Origin of the sequence: Rhizobium sp. YTUHZ044 (assembly GCF_051123975.1) — a bacterium.
GTDB lineage: Bacteria > Pseudomonadota > Alphaproteobacteria > Rhizobiales > Rhizobiaceae > Rhizobium.
In genome coordinates, this window is the sequence record NZ_CP101426.1 from 3,827,096 (window position 1) to 3,847,757 (window position 20,662).

19 protein-coding genes are annotated in these 20,662 nt (G+C 61.9%); 8 read left to right on the forward strand and 11 right to left on the reverse strand.

What is annotated here, in order from left to right; genetic code table 11:
• Window positions 1-18 precede the first annotated feature (18 nt).
• The 8 genes from NL154_RS18780 to NL154_RS18815 all read right to left on the reverse strand — a co-directional run bounded on the left by NL154_RS18780 (window position 19) and on the right by NL154_RS18815 (window position 7,789).
• Window positions 19-1,158, reverse strand: coding sequence for an efflux RND transporter periplasmic adaptor subunit (locus NL154_RS18780; RefSeq protein WP_210629743.1), 1,140 nt, complete (start codon window positions 1,156-1,158; stop codon window positions 19-21).
• Window positions 1,159-1,207: 49 nt separating this feature from the next.
• Window positions 1,208-1,816, reverse strand: a complete 609-nt coding sequence (locus NL154_RS18785; protein WP_085860528.1) for a TetR family transcriptional regulator — start codon at window positions 1,814-1,816, stop codon at window positions 1,208-1,210.
• A 202-nt stretch (window positions 1,817-2,018) separates the two neighbouring features.
• Window positions 2,019-2,450, reverse strand: coding sequence for an OsmC family protein (locus NL154_RS18790; protein WP_011426902.1), 432 nt, complete (start codon window positions 2,448-2,450; stop codon window positions 2,019-2,021).
• Window positions 2,451-2,595: 145 nt separating this feature from the next.
• On the reverse strand, window positions 2,596-3,375 hold the full coding sequence (locus tag NL154_RS18795) for an SDR family oxidoreductase (RefSeq protein ID WP_434733184.1): 780 nt from the start codon (window positions 3,373-3,375) through the stop codon (window positions 2,596-2,598).
• On the reverse strand, window positions 3,376-4,266 hold the full coding sequence (locus tag NL154_RS18800) for an aldose 1-epimerase (protein WP_434733185.1): 891 nt from the start codon (window positions 4,264-4,266) through the stop codon (window positions 3,376-3,378). It lies immediately after the preceding gene.
• Window positions 4,263-5,213 (reverse strand): L-arabinose ABC transporter permease AraH, encoded by a 951-nt coding sequence (araH, locus tag NL154_RS18805; protein ID WP_221122960.1) that lies wholly within the window; start codon window positions 5,211-5,213, stop codon window positions 4,263-4,265. Before araH ends, NL154_RS18800 begins: the two co-directional genes overlap by 4 nt.
• 17 nt (window positions 5,214-5,230) lie before the next feature.
• Window positions 5,231-6,736 (reverse strand): L-arabinose ABC transporter ATP-binding protein AraG, encoded by a 1,506-nt coding sequence (gene araG / locus NL154_RS18810; RefSeq protein ID WP_434733186.1) that lies wholly within the window; start codon window positions 6,734-6,736, stop codon window positions 5,231-5,233.
• Between the two features lie 69 nt (window positions 6,737-6,805).
• Window positions 6,806-7,789 carry an arabinose ABC transporter substrate-binding protein gene (locus NL154_RS18815; protein WP_210629738.1) on the reverse strand — a complete coding sequence of 328 codons (984 nt, stop codon included), beginning with the start codon at window positions 7,787-7,789 and terminating at the stop codon, window positions 6,806-6,808.
• 207 nt (window positions 7,790-7,996) lie between these two features.
• Here NL154_RS18815 and NL154_RS18820 point away from each other — a divergent pair, with 207 nt between their 5' ends.
• The 4 genes from NL154_RS18820 to NL154_RS18835 all read left to right on the forward strand — a co-directional run bounded on the left by NL154_RS18820 (window position 7,997) and on the right by NL154_RS18835 (window position 11,307).
• Complete coding sequence (locus NL154_RS18820; protein ID WP_259665203.1) at window positions 7,997-8,752, forward strand: FadR/GntR family transcriptional regulator; 756 nt, start codon at window positions 7,997-7,999, stop codon at window positions 8,750-8,752.
• Between the two features lie 64 nt (window positions 8,753-8,816).
• A complete protein-coding gene (gene dgoD, locus NL154_RS18825; protein WP_210629736.1) occupies window positions 8,817-9,965 on the forward strand; it encodes a galactonate dehydratase in 1,149 nt (382 codons plus the stop codon).
• Window positions 9,966-10,061: 96 nt separating this feature from the next.
• On the forward strand, window positions 10,062-10,457 hold the full coding sequence (locus NL154_RS18830) for a DoxX family protein (protein ID WP_434733187.1): 396 nt from the start codon (window positions 10,062-10,064) through the stop codon (window positions 10,455-10,457).
• A 70-nt stretch (window positions 10,458-10,527) separates the two neighbouring features.
• Window positions 10,528-11,307 carry an SDR family oxidoreductase gene (locus tag NL154_RS18835; protein WP_210629734.1) on the forward strand — a complete coding sequence of 260 codons (780 nt, stop codon included), beginning with the start codon at window positions 10,528-10,530 and terminating at the stop codon, window positions 11,305-11,307.
• A 23-nt stretch (window positions 11,308-11,330) separates the two neighbouring features.
• Here NL154_RS18835 and NL154_RS18840 read toward each other — a convergent pair whose 3' ends face one another.
• Both NL154_RS18840 and NL154_RS18845 read right to left on the reverse strand, forming a co-directional pair.
• Entirely contained in the window at window positions 11,331-12,548 is a 1,218-nt protein-coding gene (locus tag NL154_RS18840) for an adenylate/guanylate cyclase domain-containing protein (protein WP_221122956.1), read from the reverse strand.
• A 65-nt stretch (window positions 12,549-12,613) separates the two neighbouring features.
• Window positions 12,614-13,639: a LacI family DNA-binding transcriptional regulator gene (locus tag NL154_RS18845; protein WP_210629732.1), complete on the reverse strand. Its 1,026-nt coding sequence runs from the start codon at window positions 13,637-13,639 to the stop codon at window positions 12,614-12,616.
• Window positions 13,640-13,734: 95 nt separating this feature from the next.
• Between NL154_RS18845 and NL154_RS18850 the strand changes: the two genes are divergently transcribed.
• The 4 genes from NL154_RS18850 to NL154_RS18865 all read left to right on the forward strand — a co-directional run bounded on the left by NL154_RS18850 (window position 13,735) and on the right by NL154_RS18865 (window position 19,478).
• Window positions 13,735-14,922 carry a phytanoyl-CoA dioxygenase family protein gene (locus tag NL154_RS18850; RefSeq protein WP_430961721.1) on the forward strand — a complete coding sequence of 396 codons (1,188 nt, stop codon included), beginning with the start codon at window positions 13,735-13,737 and terminating at the stop codon, window positions 14,920-14,922.
• Window positions 14,923-15,121: 199 nt separating this feature from the next.
• A complete protein-coding gene (locus NL154_RS18855; RefSeq protein ID WP_221146336.1) occupies window positions 15,122-15,943 on the forward strand; it encodes an SDR family oxidoreductase in 822 nt (273 codons plus the stop codon).
• A 95-nt stretch (window positions 15,944-16,038) separates the two neighbouring features.
• The gene (locus tag NL154_RS18860; protein ID WP_434733188.1) at window positions 16,039-16,950 is read left to right on the forward strand and encodes an SMP-30/gluconolactonase/LRE family protein; all 912 of its coding nucleotides are present in this window, start codon (window positions 16,039-16,041) and stop codon (window positions 16,948-16,950) included.
• 281 nt (window positions 16,951-17,231) lie between these two features.
• A complete protein-coding gene (locus tag NL154_RS18865) occupies window positions 17,232-19,478 on the forward strand; it encodes a glycoside hydrolase family 2 TIM barrel-domain containing protein (RefSeq protein ID WP_434733189.1) in 2,247 nt (748 codons plus the stop codon).
• 67 nt (window positions 19,479-19,545) lie between these two features.
• Here the strand turns inward: NL154_RS18865 and NL154_RS18870 are convergent, their stop codons facing one another.
• Entirely contained in the window at window positions 19,546-20,661 is a 1,116-nt protein-coding gene (locus tag NL154_RS18870) for an ABC transporter ATP-binding protein (protein WP_434733190.1), read from the reverse strand.
• Window position 20,662 lies beyond the last annotated feature (1 nt).

Sequence of the window (20,662 nt, forward strand, 5' to 3'; positions counted from 1 at the left end):
ATTGCTTTAATTGCGCGATCAACGCACGGTCTGGTCGGTATCGGCCGAGGCCGATTGCTGCTCCGGCACCTTCACCTTCAGGTTCTCACTCATGAACTGGGTGCCGGCGGCAACGACGAGATCGCCGCTATCGAGGCCCTCGGTCACATGCACGCCATCGCCGGTGAAATCGGCGACCTTGATATCGCGGCCATGTACCGTCGCCGTGTCGCGGTCGACCGTCCAGACCATTTGCTTGCCGTGCTTCTCGGCCAGCGCGGTAAGCGGGATCGAGACATAGCTGTTATCGTTGTTGACGTCGGTTTCGATCGTCGCGGTCATGCCGAGCAACACGCGAGGATCGTTCGGCAGGCTCACGCGAACGGCAAAGGTGCGCGACTGCTGGTCGGCGCTGCCGGAAACCTCCCGCACCTTGCCGTCGAGCACCAGCTTGTCATCCGCCCAGAAACGGGCCTTGACCGTCTTGCCGGGCTTGAATTCGGCAATGTCGTTTTCCGGAACCGCGATCTGCACTTCCTTCTCGCCTTCGACGGCAACGGTGACGACGGGGCTGCCGGAGCCGACGACCTGGCCGATATCGGCATTGATCGATGTCACGATGCCATTCTGCCCCGCCTTGAGATCGGTATAGCTCACCTGATTCTTCGCCTGGCCCAGCGCCGCGAGCGCTGCATCGCGCTGCGAGATCGCCTGATCATGGCTGAGCGCGGCCTGCTCCAGCTGCGACTTCGGGGCGACGCTCTTGTCGAACAGCTGCTCGGCGCGCTTGTTGGCGAGATCGGCGGTTTCGACGCCCCTTTCGGCCGCGGCGAGATTGGCCTCTGCCGTCTTGACCGCGAGCTGGTAGTCCGTGGCGTCGACGCGGGCGAGAACGTCGCCGGGCGTCACCCGGTCACCAATATCGACGAGACGCTCCGTGATCTTGCCCGCCACCCGGAAGCCGAGGTTCATTTCCGTCCGCGCCTTGACCGACCCCGAATAATCGAGCTTGCGGGTATCGTCGGCCTTGGCGATCTCCACGACCTTCACCGGCCGGATGACTTCCTTGACCTCAGCTTTTTCTTCCGAGCAGGCGGAAACGCCGATCCCGACGGCGCCGACGAGCGCGAGGCTCGCGACGGACGGCATGCGATTGCTGAGGATCTTGAGCGAAAACATCTTCCGCACTCCTGGAATGTTTCGGGGGATCGACGGCGGCTGCCGTCGGTTATTTCTTGAGCGCCCTGATGACGTAGTCGATCAGTTCGTCGACGCTTGCGCGGTTGGTTTTCGCAAGACATTGCGCCACCATCTGCGGATGACAGAGATTGATCGTCGCCGCGCCGAAACACCGTGAGGCGACGACCGGGTCCTGCTCGGCGAACTCGCCGGCTGCGATGCCTTCGGCGATGATCTCGGCGATGAGATCATGGACGCGATCGATATGTTTCTCGATGACATGCCAGTCGCGCTCGATCGCGACCACGATCATCTCATGCACCTTCATCTCGTCGAGCATCGTATCCATAGTCCATTGATACTGGGTCTCGACATAAAGGCGCAGGCGTTCGCTGGCGCTGAGCGGCTGGTGGCGGATGTCGTAGGCGAGCTGATAGCAGGTGGCGAGCATGCGTCCGCAGAGCGCCTGATGGATCTCCACCTTCGAAGCGAAGAAACGATAAATATTGGCCGGCGACATGCCGAGATCGCGAGCGATGTCGGCCACCGTCGTCTTGCTGTAGCCGTAGTGGCGGAACAGCCGCTCGGCCGCGTCGAGAATGCGCGTGACATTCTCCTGCCGCGTGACGTCGAGCGTATTTTCCGCGATGTCGTTCATGAGTTTTGGTACCTCGAGTTACGACTGACGATTTTCGAATTTCGTCAGTCGTAAAATATCATGCGTCATTTGTCAATGCCGCCTGCGTGGCGCGAGCGGCTGAGCGTGATGAATTTCGAAACGATGTGACGATGAGCGTCGGCCACAATTGGAAAGTGCCGCGACGTCAGACGCGCGGCACTTCCTCGGCGGCAGCAAATAATCAGGCGAGCTTGACGTCGAGCGTGATCGGAACGGCGGCGAGCGCCTTGGAAATCGGGCAGCCGGCTTTCGCCTTGTTGGCGAGTTCGGTGAAGGTCGCCTCGTCGGCACCGGGAATGCGGCCGGAAAGTGAGAGATGGATGGCAGTGACGGCGAAGCCACCCTCGACGCTTTCGAGCGTCACCTTGGCCGAGGTTTCCATATGCTCGGCGGTGAAACCGGCTTCGCCGAGGATGAGCGACAGCGCCATGGTGAAGCAGCCGGCATGGGCAGCACCAATCAGCTCTTCCGGGTTGGTGCCGGGAATGCCTTCGAAGCGGCTGGCAAAGCCGTAGGGATAGTCTGTCAGGGCGCCGCTCTGGGTCGAGATCAGGCCCTTGCCGTCCTTGAGGCCGCCGCTCCAATGAGCCGAAGCCGTGCGATTGATCTGCATGCCGTCCTCCTGTTTCGATGGTTTTGAGGAAGCGGCAGGGCGCCGCTCCATGCCTGAGGGAGATGGATAGGCTCCCGCCGGACAATATAACGCTCTATCCTGAGAAGACGACAGGCTCGTAAAAATCGGCGGAATAGAAAGCCTTTCAGGCGGGATGCTGCTGCACGCTGAGACCGCCGTCGATCGTCAGGCAGGTGGCGTTCATGAACGGGCATTCGTCGGAGATCATGAACACTGCCGCCATAGCGATCTCTTCCGGAGTTGCGATCCGCCCGGCCGGATGCAGCTCCATTGTCTCGGCCTTGGCGGCCTCCGGATCGGGGAAGCTGTTCCAGTAGTCGATCACCTTCTGCGTCGAGACATAGCCCGGCGCCAGCGCGTTGACCCGGATATTGCGGGGCGCGTACTCCAGGCCCAGGGATTTCGTCATGCCGAGCAGCGCATGTTTCGACAGCGGATAGGGAAACGTGTGCGGAATGATCGTGAAGGCGTGCGTGGAGGCGATGTTGAGGATGACGCCGCCGCCGCGCTCGATAAACCCGGGCAGCACCGCCTTGCAGCAATTCCAGGCTCCCTTCAGATTGATATCGAAGCAGCGGCTCCACTCCTCGTCGGTCGTGTGGAGCGGTTCGGCAAAGACATTGACGCCGGCATTGTTGACGAGCCCATTCAATGGGCCGATCTCGTCGTTCGCCTGAGCAACCGCTCTCGTGATCGTTCCGGCATCGGTAATATCGGCCGGCAGATAACCAACCTGGCCGCCTGTGCTTGCAAGCACTCCCGCTGCCTGCGCCAGCAGCGCTCCATCGCGATCGACGAGATAAACCGCAGCATTTTCCCTGAGGAAAGCCTTGGCGATCGCAAGGCCGATGCCCTGCGCAGCGCCGGTGATCAGAATATTTTTGCCCTGCAGGCGATCGCCCATCTATCTTCCCTCCGGCTGACCCGGCAGCGCCGACAGATCGATCGTGACCCTGCCTGAAAGAACCTCGCCTGGCTCAAGAGGCTTGAGCCCTCCGAAATCCGGCAGATGATGCCCATTCGGCAGGTGACTCATCGGTTCCAGGCAGAAGAAATCTGTCCGGTCGAGCCGCAGGTACAGCATGAAGCGATTGAGTGCACCATCGGCTTCCAGCGCCGCCTGGATTCCAAGTTCCGGCCAGGTGATGGCTGCCCGTCCGTTCCATCCCTCGAAAGCGTTGTTCATCCATTGCCGCGGCAACGGCGCACCGGACGTGAAATTGAATTCAGCGGGTACCGGGCCGGGTGCATCAGGGAGATGGTCCGACCGTTCGCTCCAGAAGCGGTCGGCTGCGATGGTCAACCGTGTTTCCGGCGTCCGTGTGAAGAAGGGATGCTGCCCCAGCCCGAAGGGCAGGACCGCCTCTCCCCTGTTCTCCACCGAGAGCGTCAGCGCCAGCCGATTGCCGCTGAGACGGATCTCTTGCCGACTAAGATAGGCATAGGGCGAGACCCGGTCGGCATCACGCGAAAAGCAGAGCTGCGCGTGCTTGGAACTCGATTCTTCCACCTGCCATGGGCTGATCCAGCCATCGCCATGCAGGTAGAGCAGGTCGTGGCAATTTCGCTGGAAGGCATAGTCGCATCCGCCGAAGGACATGGCATTGCCTTCCACGCGATTGCCGAACGGGACCAGAGGAAAACTCGCAAAGGTCCCATCCGGGCCACCTGTCGAAACGAGGAAAGGCTTGCCCCGGAATGTTGCGGCAGTGACGGCCGCGCCCTGGCGGCTGATCCTCACGGAGAGATCGCCGTGGCTCAGATCGATGCTGTCCCCGCCATGCCCTTTGCTCATCCGCGCCGCCCCGTTGCCGAAGACCTGAGATTGTCGAGCAGCACGGCGATCAGCAGGATCAGCCCGCGCACGACATACTGATAGAATGCCTGAATATTCAGGAGGTTCATAACGTTTTCGGCAATGCCCATGATCAGCACCCCGACGATAACACCGCTCATTGTCGCCCGGCCGCCGGCGAGCGAAACGCCGCCGAGGACGCAGGCCGAGATCACCGAGAGCTCGAGCCCCGTCGCCGCGTTCGGCTGGCCGGAAGTGATGCGCGAAGCAAGCAGAATGCCGGCAATTCCGCAGACGAGACCCTGCAGTGCAAAGATCCAGACGCGCATGGTGACGACATTGACGCCGGCAAGCCGCGACGCCTCGGGATTGCCGCCGATCGCCAGCGTGTTCTTTCCGAAAACGGTGCGGTTGAGCACGAAGCCGAAGAGGAGGAAAAGGATCAGCATGATCCAGATCGGCATCGGCACGGTCAGGAATCGCGATAGCGCAAGCTGGTAGAAAGCCGGATCGTTGATGCCGACGGCGCGGCCGTCCGAGGCGATCAGCGCCAGCCCGCGCACGATCTGCATGGTCGCAAGCGTCGTGATCAGCGCATTGATGCGGAACCGGGCGATGACGATGCCGTTGACGAAACCGACGACGGCGCCGCAGAGCAGGGCGGCCAAGAGCCCTACGGGAATGGAGCCCGTCGCGTTCGAGACCATTACTGCGGCCATGCCGGAGAAAGCGACGATCGATCCCACCGAAAGATCGAAATCGCGGGAGGCCAGGCAGAACATCATCGTGCAGGCGACGATGCCGATCGTGACGACCGATTGCAGCAGCCCCAGCATATTTCGCTCGGTCAGGAAATTCGGAACGAAGAGCGAGACGATCACGAAGGCGGCGGCGAAGATCACCACCAGTCCCTGTTCGCCGAGAAGGATTTTTTTCAACGAAGTCATCGTCCGTGTTCCCAGTCTTAAATGATGCCTGCGGCGTTCTTGTCGGGGAGTGCCGCCGTCAGGATGCTGCTCTCGTCGAAATCCGGGCGGGCAACATTGGCCGCCACCCTGCCCTGACACATCACCATGATGCGATCGGAGATGCCCATGACCTCGGGCAGCTCGCTTGAGATCACGACGATCGCCATGCCGCCGGCCGCCAGCTCATAAAGGATTTCATAGATTTCCGACTTCGCCCCGACATCGATGCCGCGCGTCGGTTCGTCGATCACGAGAACCTTGATACCCTGCTCGGAGAGCCAGCGGCCAAGGATGACTTTCTGCTGGTTGCCACCGGACAAGTTGATGATGTCCTGCTTGCGCGACGGCGTGCGCACCCGCAGCCGGGCGATGAACTGATCGGCCAGCGCCGCCTCCTTCTTCGGGTTCAATATGCCGAAGGGCGAGAAATGCCGGCGCGACGAGATCGCGATATTCTCTTCGATCGATCGGCCCTGGACGATGCCGTCGAACTTGCGGTCCTCCGGGCAGAGCACCATGCCGGCCCGGATCGCCGTCGTCGGATCGTTCGGCGAAACGGCAATACCGTCGATCGTTACCTCGCCCCGATGCCTGTGGTCGGCGCCGTAAAGCAGCCGCGCCATCTCGCTGCGGCCGGCGCCGACCAGCCCGAAGAAGCCGAGAATCTCACCCTGGCGGACCGAAAAACTGATTGGATTGCGCAGCCTCGGTCCCGACAGGCCCTTGACCTCAAGCCTGACGCCGCCGAGCGGGCGCTCACGCCATCCCCAGACATTGCTGATCTTGCGCCCGACCATTTCGGCAATGATCTGCTCGCGCGTCGTCTTCGCGATCTGGGCATGATGGGCGGCAAGCCTGCCGTCGCGCAGCACGGTCAGGCTGTCGCAAAGCCGAAAAATCTCGTCGAGGCGATGCGAAACATAGAGAATGACCGTTCCCTTCGCCTTCAACCTGTCGATGAGTGAAAACAGGATTTCGCTTTCACGCGAGGAAAGCGATGAGGTGGGCTCGTCGAGCGCGATGACCCGCGCCTCGAACATGACCGCCTTGGCAATCTCGACCATCTGCCGCGCGCCGATCGAAAGCGAAGCGACCTTGGCCGACGGATCGACATCGATGCCGATCTCTTCGAGTTTCGACCGCACCGTCTCGATCAGGGTTTTGGCATCAATCACTCCGCCCTTGCCGGGAAAGCGGCCAAGCCAGAGATTTTCGGCCACCGTCAGCTCCGGAACGAGCTGCAGTTCCTGATGGATGACGATGACGCCGGCATGGAGGGCGTCGCGCACCGAGACATATTTCTGTTCTGCGCCATCGATGAGAATGCTGCCGGCATTGGCGGCCTGATCGCCCGACAGCACACGAATCAGCGTCGATTTGCCCGCGCCGTTCTCACCCATTAGGCCGTGGACGGCGCCCTTCTCGACTGAGAAAGAAACGTCCGACAGCGCCTGTACGCCGGGATAGCCCTTTGAGATATGTTTGAATTCGAGAAAAGCCATCATCACTCCACCGAAGGTTCCGGCGGCACGCTCAAGCGGCCGCCGGAGATGCATTATCGCGGGCGATGATTACTCGATGCCGAGTTCCTTGCGGACCTTCTCATAATCGCCGCGCAACGCCAGCGAACCTGCCGTCAAGGTCAGCTTTTCCGGCTCCTTGCCCTTGGCGATCCAGTCGTACATGTTGAGCGCCGTCTCATAGCCGTGACGCTTCGGCGAGATGATGACCGTGCCGAAGAAGCCCGTCGCTGCCGGCTTCTTGAACTCGTTGATCGCCGATTCCGCGCCACCGATGCCGACACCGATCACGTTGGTCGCCGGAATACCGACCGATTCCGAAGCGCGGACGGCGCCGAGAACGGCTTCGTCGTTGAGGCCGAAGGCCACCCAGTATTTCACGTCGGCATGCTTGTTGAGGACGGTGGTCGCCGCGTTGAGTGCTGCCTCGGTATCCGTCTTCGCCTGCGGCGCATCATAGATGTTCTCAGCCGGGAACCCGGCGGACTTCAGGACCGAGATCGCACCTTCGACGCGGTCGACGGCGGTCGGCAGCTGATCGTAGGAAACCCGGATCGCGCCGACATTCTTCATGTCCCAGCCGCGCTTCTTGATTTCGTCGACGATGGCCTGTCCGACGGTCTCGCCGATCTTGGTGGCGGAAATGCCCATATGCGGCACGTCTTCCAGCGGCTTGCCGTCGGCACTGACGAGGCGGTCGTCGACCGTCATCAGCTTCAACTGGTTGGCTTCGGCCTTGGCGACGATGCCGGGGCCGAGTTTGACGTCGGGCGTGCAGATGATGAAGCCTTGCGCACCCTGCGCGCCGAGATTGTCGATCGCCGACTGAACCTTCTCGCCGTCTTCGGCGCCGATCTTGACGACCGTGAAGCCTTTATCCTTGGCGGCCTGGTCTGCAAATTTCCATTCGTCCTGGAACCAGGGCTCCTCCGGCTGCTTGACGATGAAACCGATCTTGACGTCCGCGGAAAATGCCGAGCCGGTGCTCAGAATGGCGAACGTGCCAGCCAGAATAGCTGCTTTGAACAAGCGCATGTCTCTCTCCCTAAACTCTGAAATCGAGCAGCTGCCTCCCAGGCAGCGCCCAATGAATTATGTTAAATCATCATACCAGTCAATTGCTAATGTATGATGATTAGAATAATAGGGTAGTGGCGAGAACGGATGGACCCGTCGCAAACTGGATCGAATTCGGTTAATCAGGTTCGGTTGCTGCCCGGGAGAGAGCGCGGAGAGGTGAAGTTGGAATCGACTGAGGAACAAGGCCGAACGGAAAGCTCCGGCAGCGAACGCCGGCCGCGCGTACGCCGCAACGTGACGGCGGCCATCGCTCAGGACATCTGCGCCGACCGCTATCCCTCGGGCTCGCCGCTGCCGCGCGAGAACGACCTCTGCGAACTCTACGGCGTTAGCCGCACCGTCATTCGCGAATCGCTGAAAGTGTTGGAATCCAAGGGGCTTGTCCGTGGCAAGCCGCGGGTCGGAACGACCGTTTGCGACCGGGATGAATGGAACATCCTGGATGCCGAGGTGCTCGACTGGATGGGGCCTTACATCAAGGACTTCGACCTGCTGGGATGCATTCTCGAAGCCCGCCGCACCATCGAACCGGCGGCCGCCGAATATGCCGCCGAACGCGCCAGCGCCCAGGAGATCGCCGATCTCGACAGGGCCTGGCGGCAGATGCGCGACAGCGCAGGCGATCCGGAACGCTTCACCGACGCCGACGTGATGTTTCATACGGTGCTGCTGACCGCCAGCCACAACCAGGTGTTCCGCCGCCTGTCAAGCGCCATCCATGCTGCGCTGAAATATGCGCTGCATGCCTCCAACATCGCCGTCGAAAACCGGGAGGATGCGGTGCTCGTTCACGGCGAACTCGTCGAGGCCTTGCGCATGCGCGACAAAACAGGCGCGAGGGAATGCGCCAATCGTATGCTCGACCTTGCGGTACGCGACCTTGCCGCCGCAGAGAAGGCAATCGGCAGGGCGAAATGATCAATCACGAAAAGCCGTGGACGCGCTGCCCCATCGCAAATCCGAGAAGAGATTAAGAACCACGATGAAGATCACCAAACTCACCACCTATATCGTTCCGCCGCGATGGCTGTTTCTGAAGGTCGAGACCGACGAAGGCATCGTCGGCTGGGGTGAACCGGTCGTCGAGGGGCGTGCGCTGACCGTCGAGGCCGCCGTCCACGAACTGGAAGACTACCTGATCGGCAAGGATCCTTTCTTGATCGAGGACCATTGGACGGTGATGTATCGCGGTGGTTTCTATCGCGGCGGCGCGGCCCATATGAGCGCCATCTCGGGCATCGACCAGGCGCTCTGGGACATCAAGGGCAAGGCGCTCGGCCAGCCGATCCATTCCCTGCTCGGCGGCCAGCTGCGCGACCGCATCAAAGTCTATTCCTGGATCGGCGGCGACCGCCCCGCCGATGTCGCCAACAATGCCAGAGACGTCGTCGCCCGCGGCTTCAAGGCGATCAAGCTCAACGGCTGCGAGGAAATGCAGATCGTCGACACCAACGAGAAGGTGGAAAGGGCGGTCGAGACCATCGCCGCCATCCGCGAGGCGATCGGCCCGCATATCGGTATCGGCGTCGATTTCCACGGCCGCGTCCACAAGCCGATGGCCAAGGTTCTCGCCAAGGAGCTCGAACCCTACAAGCTGATGTTCATCGAGGAACCGGTGCTTTCGGAAAACAAGGAAGCGCTGCGCGACATCGTCAACCATACCTCGACACCGATCGCGCTTGGTGAGCGGCTCTATTCGCGCTGGGATTTCAAGCAGGTGCTTTCGGACGGCTATGTCGACATTATCCAGCCGGATCTTTCCCACGCCGGCGGCATCACCGAATGCCGCAAGATCGCGGCGATGGCCGAAGCCTATGACGTCGCCCTGGCCCCGCATTGCCCGCTCGGCCCGATCGCGCTCGCTGCCTGCCTTCAGGTCGATGCCGTCAGCTATAATGCCTTCATCCAGGAACAGAGCCTCGGCATCCATTACAACACCGGCAACGATATCCTCGACTACATCTCCAACAAGGAGGTGTTCGAATATGCCGATGGTTTCGTTTCGATCCCGCAGGGGCCGGGCCTCGGCATCGAGGTCGACGAGGCCTATGTCAGCGAGCGCGCCAAGGAGGGACATCGCTGGCGCAACCCAATCTGGCGGCACGCCGACGGCAGCTTTGCCGAGTGGTGAGAGAATGAAGGGTCGCGCAAGCGGCCCTTTTTCATTCGCAGTGTAGGATATCGGCCACCTCCTGCGTCATAATGGCAGCTCAAAAGGAGGTTTCCCATGGCCAGAGCAATCGTAATCATCATCGCCCGCTTCATCTTCAGCCTCATCTTCTTCATGGCCGCCGGCTTCAAGTTTGCCGATATCGGCGCCACGGCGAGCTACATTGCCGCCGCCGGTTTCCCGATGGCGACCTTCCTCACCTGGGTCGCGGCCCTTTTCGAGATCGCGTTGGCCCTTGCCTTCATATCGGGCGCTTTCTTCACCGAGGCGAGCCTACTGGCAGGCATCTACGTGATCTTCCTTGCCTTCGCCTTCCACGGACCGGCCCACTGGCAACAGAACCAGGCCGAGTTCGGCTTCTTCGTCGATCACTTCACCTTCCTCGCCGGCCTGCTCTTTGCCGCCGTCCACGGGCCGGAGAGATGGGCCTTGGGGCAAACGTTCCTCCGTTAGGCTTTTCCCTCCGGAACGAACTGCCGCGCCAAACATTGGCCTATCTGCAGAACGTCACGGAGGGTCGCCCATGGAGCTGAAGGACAAGGTCGCGCTGGTCACTGGTGCCGGTTCCGGCATCGGCAAAGCGGCCGCATTGAAACTCGCCGCCGAAGGTGCAAAGGTCGCAGTCCTGAGCCGGACGGCAGACGAGGTCGAGAAGACCTGCGCCGAGATCAAGGCCGCCGGCGGCCAGTCGATCTCGCTGACCGCCGACACCAGCGACGAAGGCCAAATGCGAGCTGCGGTGCAGAAACTCATAGAGACCTTCAACGGCCTCGACATCGTTGTCGCCAATGCCGGGATCAATGGCGTCTGGGCGCCGATCGACGATCTGAGTCCGGATGAATGGGACAAGACGATCGCCGTCAATCTGCGCGGCACCTATCTGACCCTGCACTTGACGGTTCCGCATCTGAAGCGCCGCGGCGGTTCGATCGTCGTCGTCGCATCGATCAACGGCACCCGCACCTTCACTACGCCGGGTGCCACCGCCTATACCGCAACCAAGGCAGGCCAGGTCGCCATGGTCCAGCAGCTCGCCCTGGAACTCGGCCGCCACGGCATCCGCGTCAATGCCGTCTGCCCGGGCGAGATTGAGACCAATATCAACGCCAATACCGACAGCCGTCATCGCGAGGAGACGGAGGTTCCGGTGATCTGGCCACAGGGCGACATCCCGATTGCCGGCGGGAAGGCAGGCAAGAGCGAGGATGTTGCCGAAACGATCCTCTTCCTTGCCTCCGATCGGGCCCGGCACATCACCGGCACACCGATCTGGATCGACGGCGGCCAGGGCCTGTTGCGGTAGTCCTCGGAGGTTTCGCGAAAAAGTCAGCCGTTCAGCCGGGCGCTGTCGAGTGTATAGAGTTCCTGGGCACGCTGCACCCCGCGCAACGCATAACGTCCGACGCATGCCAGCGCGGCGCGCTCTTCCGCCGGTATGGCCGCGGCGAAATCGGAGGAGATCAGCAGGTTAAGGTCGACCGAACGGCACATGGAGGCGATCCGGCTGACCTCGTTGACGGCAGGGCCGATGACGGTGAAGTCCAGCCGGTCCTGGCTGCCGATATTGCCGTAGAAGACATCGCCAATATGAAGGCCGATATAGACGTCAGTCGTCGCGCGGCCGTCGGTAGCGCGCGCGGCATTCAGCTTGGCGAGCTTTTCCCGGAGCAGCGATTCGGCGCGAAGCGCCGAACGGCAGGTTTCGGCCGGCACCTCGCCCTTGAAGATGGCCAGCACACCATCGCCGATCAGCTTCAGCACATTGCCGCCGGCCTCATGGATCGCCGAGATGGCGACCTCGCTGTAATCGTTGAGCAGCGGAATGATTTCCTCCGGCGGCACACGGTCGGAAATCTTGGTGTAGTTCAACAGATCCGAAAACCACAGCGCCGCCGAGATCCGCTCCGATTTGCCGCGGCTGATCTTGCCTTCCATCACCTGGCGCGCCGCATCCTCGCCGAGATAGACTTCCGCGATGGTCCGCGCGATGCGCCCCAGCGCAATGCACTTGATCGCCAGTCCGAGGACCGGCACGAGCTTGCGCAGAATGGCGAGATCGTGATCCGAGAAACCCTCGGGATGCTTGGTTGCGAAATGCGAAAAGAAGCAATCCATCTCACCAATCGTGCCGGCTTCGCTGAAACGGTGCATCATTGCTACGAAATCGGTGTTGCCTGCTTCGGCGATCTTGTCGAGCATGGTGAAATCGATCGGATCGCCGAAGCCGATGCGTCGGCGGACCTCCCGCTCGTTTCCCGACCAAAGATAATAGAAGGCAGAGCGCTGCCAGGTCGCAGCCGCTTCGCCTGAGCCCGTCGGGCCATACTCGAATTCGGTTTCGATCTCTTCCACACTGTCCCAGCGGAAGGCCCGGCCCTCATGCACGGGGTGCAGCGTGTCCATCAGCGCCATGCCGCGGTCGAGCGGCAGGCCGGCATCGCGGCAGGCCGCGCAGAAGCCGGTCATGAGCTCCGCTTCCGAAGCGCCCTTCAGCCCCTGTTCCGTAACCCAGGCTGCGATACTGCTGACGTCGCTGTAATCCATGGCGCTCACCTCTACCTGTTCTGAAGCTTTAGCCCAAATGCGTAATGGACGAAAAGCCGATTGGCTCAATCGCCTGCGGGCAAGTTGTAGGGCGTAACGATTTCGATGGACGAAAGCGAGGTCGAAATCGTCCGAACGGAGGCCGCGGTCCGGCTCATGATCGCCCTGAAGGCCGCACGCGCATCGGTTCGGAGATCGTGATGGAGCACGAAGCCGACGCGGCGCGCGGCAAGCAGGGCGCGATTGTCCGCATCCAGATCGTGAGCGACGAAAATGCGGACGGGACGTTCGGCTGCATCGAAGGCCGTCAGCACCGCCCGATTGCCGCCGCCGATCGAATAAACGGCATTGATGGCAGGATCGGTCGCAAGCGCTGCCGCCACAAGCGTTCCCGTCACGGCATCGGTGCCGTGTCCCTCGCTGATTTCTGTGATGCCGATCCCGGGATAACGGGTGCGAATGATGCGGCGAAAACCGATCTCGCGCTCTTCCTCGCCGCGGAACCGTCCGCTCGACAGCGTCACAAGTACCTGACCGCCGTCAGAGCCGAGGAACTCGCCGATGAGATAGGCCGCCGTCTCCCCCGCCGTCCGGTTGTCGGCGCCGGCATAGGCTATGCGCGCCGAATTCGGCAGATCCGTCACGAGCGTGACCACGGGAATGCCGGCCGAATCCGCCCGTGCGACGGCAGCCACCACCTCGGCGACGTCAGGCGCCTTCAGCACGATGCCGTGCGTGCCGCGCAGCCGGATGCGGTCAAGAAGCTGCACAAGTTCGGCCGGTCTCATCACCTCAGCGAAATGGAAGCGGCAGCGGAAGACACCGGGCAGAAAGGCCGCCATCTCTGCCTCGAAGGCCGCACGCACTGCATCGCTAAACCGCTGGGGCGTCTCCATGACGATATCGATCGCTAGCGTTCGCCCGCTGACCATCGTTCCCGTCTGCTGCTTCTCCAGCTCCGAGATCGCTGCCCTCACCCGCATTTCCGTCTGCCGGCGCACACCTGGCCTGCCGTTCAGCACCCGATCGACTGTCGCGGTGCTGAGCCCCGCCTGAAAGGCGATGTCTTTGACAAGAAAGAGATGCGCCATCGGCTCCGTCTGATGGTTTTTTGATGGATTGCTGATCTATATCAGCTTGCGGCCCGGCGTATAGTGCCTCCATCGGAACCAGGGAGGAGCCGCTATTGAAAACCGATGACCTGCAGAAACTGCGCGCCGACCGCGTCTGGCTCAGCGAAGACGCCTGCAATCTCCACGACTTTCGACGGCTTGCGGAAAAACCGACCGTCCTTGCCGAATATCCAACAGCTTCGGCGGTCGAAAAAAACATCCTGATCTATGACAGCCGCAAGGTGGCGGCAGCGGCCGATACGCCGGAAGGCCGGCGCGCCGTGCTGGCGGAAATCTGCGACGCCTTCGGCGAAGGGCCGGGTGTGGTCGTGTTCAAGCGCGCTTACGAAGACACCGGCATCATCGACCGTGCCAGCGCGCTCTTCGACGCAATCATCGAGGAACAGCACCGCACCTCGACTGGAGGCGGCGATCACTTCGCCAAGCCCGGCGCCAACGACCGCATCTGGAATTCGCTGGAAAAACACTGCCTCGCCGATCCGGATAATTTCACCGAATATTACGGCAATGCCATCATCGCGCTCGCAAGCGAAGCCTGGCTCGGCCCGAGCTATCAGATGACAGCGCAGGTCAATCGCGTCAATCCAGGCGGCGCGGCGCAGTCGGCCCACCGCGACTACCATCTCGGTTTCCAGTCGTCTGCGGTCATCGAGCAATTTCCGGCGCATGTTCATCGTCTCTCGCCGGTTCTGACGCTGCAAGGCGCGGTTGCCCATTGCGACATGCCGCTCGAAAGCGGTCCGACACTCTTCCTGCCGCACAGCCAGACCTATGTGCCGGGTTTTCTGGCGCTGAAGCGCCAGGAATTCCGGGATTATTTCAAGGCCAACCACGTCCAACTGCCGCTCGAAAAGGGCGACGTCGTCTTCTTCAACCCCGCCCTCTTCCACGCCGCCGGTACCAACCGCTCGGCCGACATCAAGCGTGTCGCCAACCTCCTGCAGATCTCCTCCGCCTTCGGCCGTGCCATGGAAACGGTCAACCGCGAGAGAATGAGCGCCAGACTCTTTCCCGCCCTGAAGGCGTTGCAAGACCGGCTCTCGCCCAAAGAAATCGCCAACGCCGTCGCCGCCTGCGCCGAGGGTTATTCCTTCCCCACCAATCTCGATCGCGACCCGCCGCTCGGCGGGCTGGCGCCGAAGACGCAGGCACAGCTGATGCACGAGGCACTCAGGGAAGGCTGGAGCGACGAAGTTTTTGCGACAGCACTTGCCGAACAGGCGCGAAGGAAATTGAGTTGACTTTGGAAATCGACCCCCCTCATCCGCCCTACGGGCACCTTCTCTCGACGGGAGAAGGGAGAATCGAGGCGCCGCCACCTGTCTCTTCTCCCCACCGAGCAGAAGGTGCCGGCAGGCTGCTGAGAGGGCCACACGGCACCGACATGCGAGCCTCCCGCACGCGCGGGAGGCCATTCGCACATGAAAAGGGAGGAACCACATGAGCACGGATCACGGCCGCTTCGACGGCAAGATCGCCATCGTCACCGGTGGTACGCAGGGCCTGGGCGCAACCATCGCCCGTCTCTTCGCCGAACGCGGCGCGGCAGGCATCGTCATCTGCGGCCGCAATGAAGCCAAGGGCAAGGCGAAGGCCGCGGAGATTTCGGCTGCGACCGCCGCCAGAGCCGTCTACGTCAAAGCTGATCTCGGCAAGGTCGAGGACGTCCGAAATGTGGTGCAGGTCTGCGACCAGACCTTTGGTCGTGTCGACGCCCTGGTCAATGCCGCCGCCATCACCGATCGCGGCACCATTCTCGACACCAGCCCCGAACTGTTCGATGCCATGTTCGCCGTCAATGTACGGGCGCCGTTTTTCTTGATGCAGGAGGCGGTAAAGGTCATGCGCCGCGAAAAGATAGAAGGCACGATCGTCAATATCGGCTCGATGTCGGCTAAAGCCGGCCAGCCCTTTATCGCCGCCTATTGCGCCTCGAAGGGCGCGCTGGAAACGCTGACGAAGAACACCGCCTATGCGCTGCTGCGCAACCGCATTCGCGTCAACGGCCTCAACATCGGCTGGATGGCCTCCGAAGGCGAGGACCGCATCCAGCGCGAATATCACGATGCACCTTCCGACTGGCTGGAGAAGGCGGCGGCGAACCAGCCCTTCGGCCGGCTCGTCGATCCGCACGAGGTGGCGCGCGCCTGCGCCTACCTGTCATCGGCGGAATCCGGCCTGATGACCGGCTCCGTCATCTGTTTCGACCAATCGATCTGGGGTGCCTACGACGGCTCGCCGCATCCGGTCGCCGCCCTCTGAGAAGACCCAAGCCTGACATTTCCCATTGCCGGGCTCTGGCACCTCGCAGGATTTATCGCTACCAGAAGGACGACCGCATTCAGGGAGGAACTGGCGTGGCCGACAATCCGCTTTACGACATTCGCGATGAGCGCTTCGCTGCCATGGTCATCGGCAGCGCCGCGCTCGAGGAGCTTTATTCCGGCTGCCGCTGGACGGAGGGCCCGGTCTGGTTCTCCGACCTGAACTGCCTGCTCTGGAGCGATATCCCGAACGAACGCATGATGCGCTGGACGCCGGATGGCACGGTCTCCGTCTTCCGCTCGCCTTCCAATTACGTCAACGGCAATACCCGTGACCGGCAGGGCCGGCTCATCTCCTGCGAACATGGCGGCCGCCGAGTCACCCGCACGGAAATGGACGGCAGCATCACCGTCCTCGCCGACAGCCACAAAGGTAGGAGATTGAACTCGCCGAACGACGTCGTCGTCCACTCAGACGGCGGGATCTGGTTCACCGATCCGACCTACGGCATTCTCTCGGACTATGAGGGTCATAAGGCTGAACCTGAGCAGCCGACCCGCAACGTCTACCGCATCGACCCCGCAAGCGGCGCGACAGAGGCGGTCGTGGAGGATTTCATCCAGCCGAACGGCCTTGCCTTCTCGCCCGATGAAACGAAACTCTACATTGCCGATTCGGGCTCGGGCAAACATGAAGTGCCATGCCATATCCGGGTCTTCGATGTCGTCGACGGCAGAAAGCTTGCCAACAGCCGCTATTTCTGCAGCCTCGATGCCGGCCATCCCGACGGCTTTCGTTTCGATGTCGGCGGCAATCTCTGGACGAGCGCGGGTGATGGTGTGCATTGCTTCTCACCCGATGGAACGCTGCTCGGTAAGGTCAAAGTGCCGCAGACGGTGTCCAATCTCACCTTTGGCGGCCCTAAGAAGAACCGGCTCTTCATCACCGCGACCCGTTCGGTCTATTCGATCTATACCAAGACGAACGGGGCACAATATCCGTAACTTATGGAAGCACGACGGCGTGCGTGCGACAGGCATGCCTGACGATATCGCCGCTGGCGGCGGGGCGGCGTTGCCGCCGGCGCGTCATCTGCAAGGGGCGGCAGCGGTTCCGGATGACGACCTGTACGAAAAAAGCTAAAGCGCATCACATGAATCAGATTTGATGCGACGCGCTGGAGCGCTCGCGCCTCGATGCATCAAGGAGGACTACCCGATGATCCGATTTTCACGCGCCAAGGGGAGCCGCACGGCTCCTGGTGCCACGACCGGGAGAGCCTGAGATGCGTTCCGTCGTTTCCTTCAACGAGGGCTGGAGTTTCCACGAGGGCTTCGGCCAGCGCCTGCTCGAAAACTTCGATGCGGCCAAGCCGGTCAGCCTGCCCCACACCGCCGTCGAACTACCCTTCAACTATTTCGATGAGAAGGACTATCAGCGCGCCTTCACCTATCAGAAGGTGCTCCGTTGGCTGCCGGAATTCGAGGATCGCGAGGTTTCGCTGATCTTTGACGCCGCCATGGCGGACAGTGTCGTCTATCTCAACGGCGAGCAGATTATCGCTCACAAAGACGGCTACACCCCCTTCGAAGCCCGCCTCACCGGCAAGCTGGTGAAGGGCGAAAACCTGGTGACCGTCAAGATCGACGGCAGTGAAAATCCCGCCATCCCACCTTTCGGCGGTCGCATCGATTACCTGACCTATGCCGGCATCTACCGCGATGTCTGGTTGAAGGTCACCGACCCAGTCTCGATCCGCAACCTCAAGGTCGAAACATCAGACGTTCTCGCCCCTCAGAAATCGGCGACGGTCCGCGTCGACATCGCCAATCCCGAGCGCCGCAGCTTCTCGGCGACCGTCACGGCTACGCTGAAGCAGGCCGACGGCACGGTGATCGCCACTGCAGCGACTGAAACGATCGGCGACCGCACGACGCTTTCCTTCGGCGGTCTCACCGGCATAGCACTCTGGGACATCACCAATCCGACGCTCTATGAGGTCACGGTCGAAGTCAGGACCGAGCACGGCTCCGACCGCCTCTCCACCCGGTTCGGCTTCCGCACCGCCGAATTCACCCCGGAAGGTTTCCTGTTGAACGGCAAGCCGTTGAAACTGCGCGGCCTCAACCGCCACCAGGCCTTCCCTTATGTCGGTTATGCCGCCGGCCGGTCCGCCCAGGAGCGCGACGCCGACATCATGAAGAGAGTGCTGAAGTGCAATATCGTCCGCACCTCGCATTATCCGCAGTCGAAATGGTTTCTCGATCGTTGTGATGCGATCGGCCTGCTGGTCTTCGAGGAAATCCCCGGCTGGCAGCATATCGGCGATGCCGACTGGCAGAAGGAATCGATCGAGAATGTCCGCCGCATGATCGAGCGCGACTGGAACCATCCCTCGATCATCATCTGGGGCGTGCGCATCAACGAGTCGCAGGATAGCCACGACTTCTACGTTGAGACCAACCGCTTGGCCCGTGAACTCGACAGCACCCGCCAGACCGGCGGCGTGCGTTATATCACCGAGAGCGAATTGCTCGAGGACGTCTACACGATGAACGACTTCATCCTCGGCAATGAGGAATTGCCGGGCGCCAACCGTCCGCGCACCGTGCTGCGCGGCCAGCAGGAAAATACCGGGTTATCCCGCAAGGTGCCGTACCTCATCACCGAGTTCAACGGTCACATGCACCCGACGAAGATTTATGATCAGGAACAGCGCCAGGCCGAGCATGTGCGCCGTCATCTCGAGGTGCTGAACGCCGCCTATGGCGATCCGGATATCTCGGGCGCCATTGGCTGGTGCATGTTCGATTACAACACCCACAAGGATTTCGGCTCCGGCGACCGCATCTGCTATCACGGCGTCATGGACATGTTCCGTGAGCCCAAGTTCGCGGCCTATGCCTATATCAGCCAGTGCGACCCTTCCGAGGAAATCGTCATGAAGCCGGTGACCTTCTGGGCGCGCGGCGAGCGCAATATCGGCGGCGTGCTGCCGCTGATCATCCTGACCAATTGCGACGAGGTGGAACTGCAATATGGCGCGCTTTCCAAGCGCATCGGTCCGGATCGCGAGAACTACCCGCACCTGCCGCATCCGCCCGTCGTGCTCGACCACCGGCACTTCACTGCCGATGAGCTCGGCACCTGGGGGCTCGAATGGATCGACGGCACCTTTACCGGTTATATCGGCGGCCAGCCGGTGGCGAGCCTGACGCTGGCTGCCGATCCTTTACCGACGACGCTTGAGATCGTTGCCGACAGCCAGACGCTGAAAGCCCGCGAACGCGACAGCACCCGCGTCATCATCCGCGCCCTCGACCAGTGCGGTCAGCGCCTGCCGTTCATGAACGACTGCATTTCGCTGAAGGTGCATGGCCCGGCAAAGATCGTTGGCCCGACCAATGTGCCGCTGCAGGGCGGCACATCAGGCTTCTGGCTGGAGGCGACCGGGCTGGTGGGAGACATTACCGTCGAGGCTGTCTCCTCACGTTTCGCGCCGGTGACCCTCAGCGTGACAGCCGTCGCCTGACGCATAAGCCGAACTGAAGGTGTTGGAGCGCTCTTGCCACGTCTTATCGGACACGCGGCGCTCCGCCTTACGGAATCCGCGCCTGTGTTTCCGGGTCGAAGAAGACAGCCTTGTCGAGATTGAAGGCGAGGCGTGTGTGCTGGCCGGGTGCGATGCCGGCATCGGCGCGCAGTCGGGCGACCACTTCCTTGCCGCCGAGCTTGGTGACGGCGAAGGTGTCGGAGCCGGCGGGTTCGACGACCTCGATCAGGCAGTCGCCTTCGGTGAGCGAGCGGGCATTGCGGTCGGCGCCGTCGGGGTCGGTCAGCGCCTCGGGGCGGATGCCGAAGATCACCTGCCGGCCGGCATAGGAGGAAAGACCGTTTGCAGTTGTCGTGACCGGCAGCCTGAGCGGAGCGGCGTTCGGCCGCTCGAGCGAGACGGCGAGCCCACCGGCGCCGTTTTCGACCGAGGCCTTGACCAGGTTCATCGCCGGTGAACCCATGAAGTCGGCGACGAACATGTTGGCGGGATTGTTGTAGATCTCGGCCGGCGTGCCGAACTGCTGGACGATGCCGTCCTTCATCACGGCGATGCGGGTGGCGAGCGTCATTGCCTCGATCTGGTCGTGGGTGACGTAGACGATGGTCTTGCCGGTCGCCTGATGCAGTCGCTTGATCTCGATGCGCATGTCGACGCGCAGCTTGGCGTCGAGGTTGGAGAGCGGTTCGTCGAACAGGAAGAGCTTGGGATCGCGCACCAGCGCCCGGCCCATGGCGACGCGCTGGCGCTGGCCGCCCGACAGCTGGCTCGGCTTGCGGTCGAGCAGATGGCCGATCTGCAGCACCTTGGCGACCTTGTCGATCGCCTGCTTGCGCTCTTCCGGCGGCACGCCGCGCATCTCCATGCCGAAGGCGATGTTGCCCGCCACCGTCATGTTCGGATAAAGCGCATAGGACTGGAACACCATGGCGATGTCGCGCTTGGAAGGATGCAGGCCGTTGACGGCGCGCCCGTCGATCCGGATCTCGCCCGCGGTGATCGTCTCCAGCCCGGCGATGGTGTTGAGCAGGGTCGACTTGCCGCAGCCGGACGGGCCGACCAGCACCAGGAAGCCGCCCTTTTCGAGTTCGAGATCGATGCCCTTGAGGATGTCGACAGCGCCGAAGCGCTTTCTGAGGCCGGAGATTTCCAGGAAAGCCATG

What these genes read in the sequence shown, in the direction of transcription:
- NL154_RS18845 (WP_210629732.1), bottom strand. Translation starts at nt 13,639, where the DNA reads ATGGCGCATCTCTTTCTTGTCAAAGACATCGCCTTTCAGGCGGGGCTC.
- NL154_RS18785 (WP_085860528.1), bottom strand. Translation starts at nt 1,816, where the DNA reads ATGAACGACATCGCGGAAAATACGCTCGACGTCACGCGGCAGGAGAAT.
- dgoD (WP_210629736.1), top strand. Translation starts at nt 8,817, where the DNA reads ATGAAGATCACCAAACTCACCACCTATATCGTTCCGCCGCGATGGCTG.
- NL154_RS18790 (WP_011426902.1), bottom strand. Translation starts at nt 2,450, where the DNA reads ATGCAGATCAATCGCACGGCTTCGGCTCATTGGAGCGGCGGCCTCAAG.
- NL154_RS18780 (WP_210629743.1), bottom strand. Translation starts at nt 1,158, where the DNA reads ATGTTTTCGCTCAAGATCCTCAGCAATCGCATGCCGTCCGTCGCGAGC.
- NL154_RS18840 (WP_221122956.1), bottom strand. Translation starts at nt 12,548, where the DNA reads ATGGATTACAGCGACGTCAGCAGTATCGCAGCCTGGGTTACGGAACAG.
- NL154_RS18830 (WP_434733187.1), top strand. Translation starts at nt 10,062, where the DNA reads ATGGCCAGAGCAATCGTAATCATCATCGCCCGCTTCATCTTCAGCCTC.
- NL154_RS18855 (WP_221146336.1), top strand. Translation starts at nt 15,122, where the DNA reads ATGAGCACGGATCACGGCCGCTTCGACGGCAAGATCGCCATCGTCACC.
- NL154_RS18835 (WP_210629734.1), top strand. Translation starts at nt 10,528, where the DNA reads ATGGAGCTGAAGGACAAGGTCGCGCTGGTCACTGGTGCCGGTTCCGGC.
- NL154_RS18815 (WP_210629738.1), bottom strand. Translation starts at nt 7,789, where the DNA reads ATGCGCTTGTTCAAAGCAGCTATTCTGGCTGGCACGTTCGCCATTCTG.
- araH (WP_221122960.1), bottom strand. Translation starts at nt 5,213, where the DNA reads ATGACTTCGTTGAAAAAAATCCTTCTCGGCGAACAGGGACTGGTGGTG.
- araG (WP_434733186.1), bottom strand. Translation starts at nt 6,736, where the DNA reads ATGGCTTTTCTCGAATTCAAACATATCTCAAAGGGCTATCCCGGCGTA.
- NL154_RS18865 (WP_434733189.1), top strand. Translation starts at nt 17,232, where the DNA reads ATGCGTTCCGTCGTTTCCTTCAACGAGGGCTGGAGTTTCCACGAGGGC.
- NL154_RS18795 (WP_434733184.1), bottom strand. Translation starts at nt 3,375, where the DNA reads ATGGGCGATCGCCTGCAGGGCAAAAATATTCTGATCACCGGCGCTGCG.
- NL154_RS18870 (WP_434733190.1), bottom strand. Translation starts at nt 20,661, where the DNA reads ATGGCTTTCCTGGAAATCTCCGGCCTCAGAAAGCGCTTCGGCGCTGTC.
- NL154_RS18800 (WP_434733185.1), bottom strand. Translation starts at nt 4,266, where the DNA reads ATGAGCAAAGGGCATGGCGGGGACAGCATCGATCTGAGCCACGGCGAT.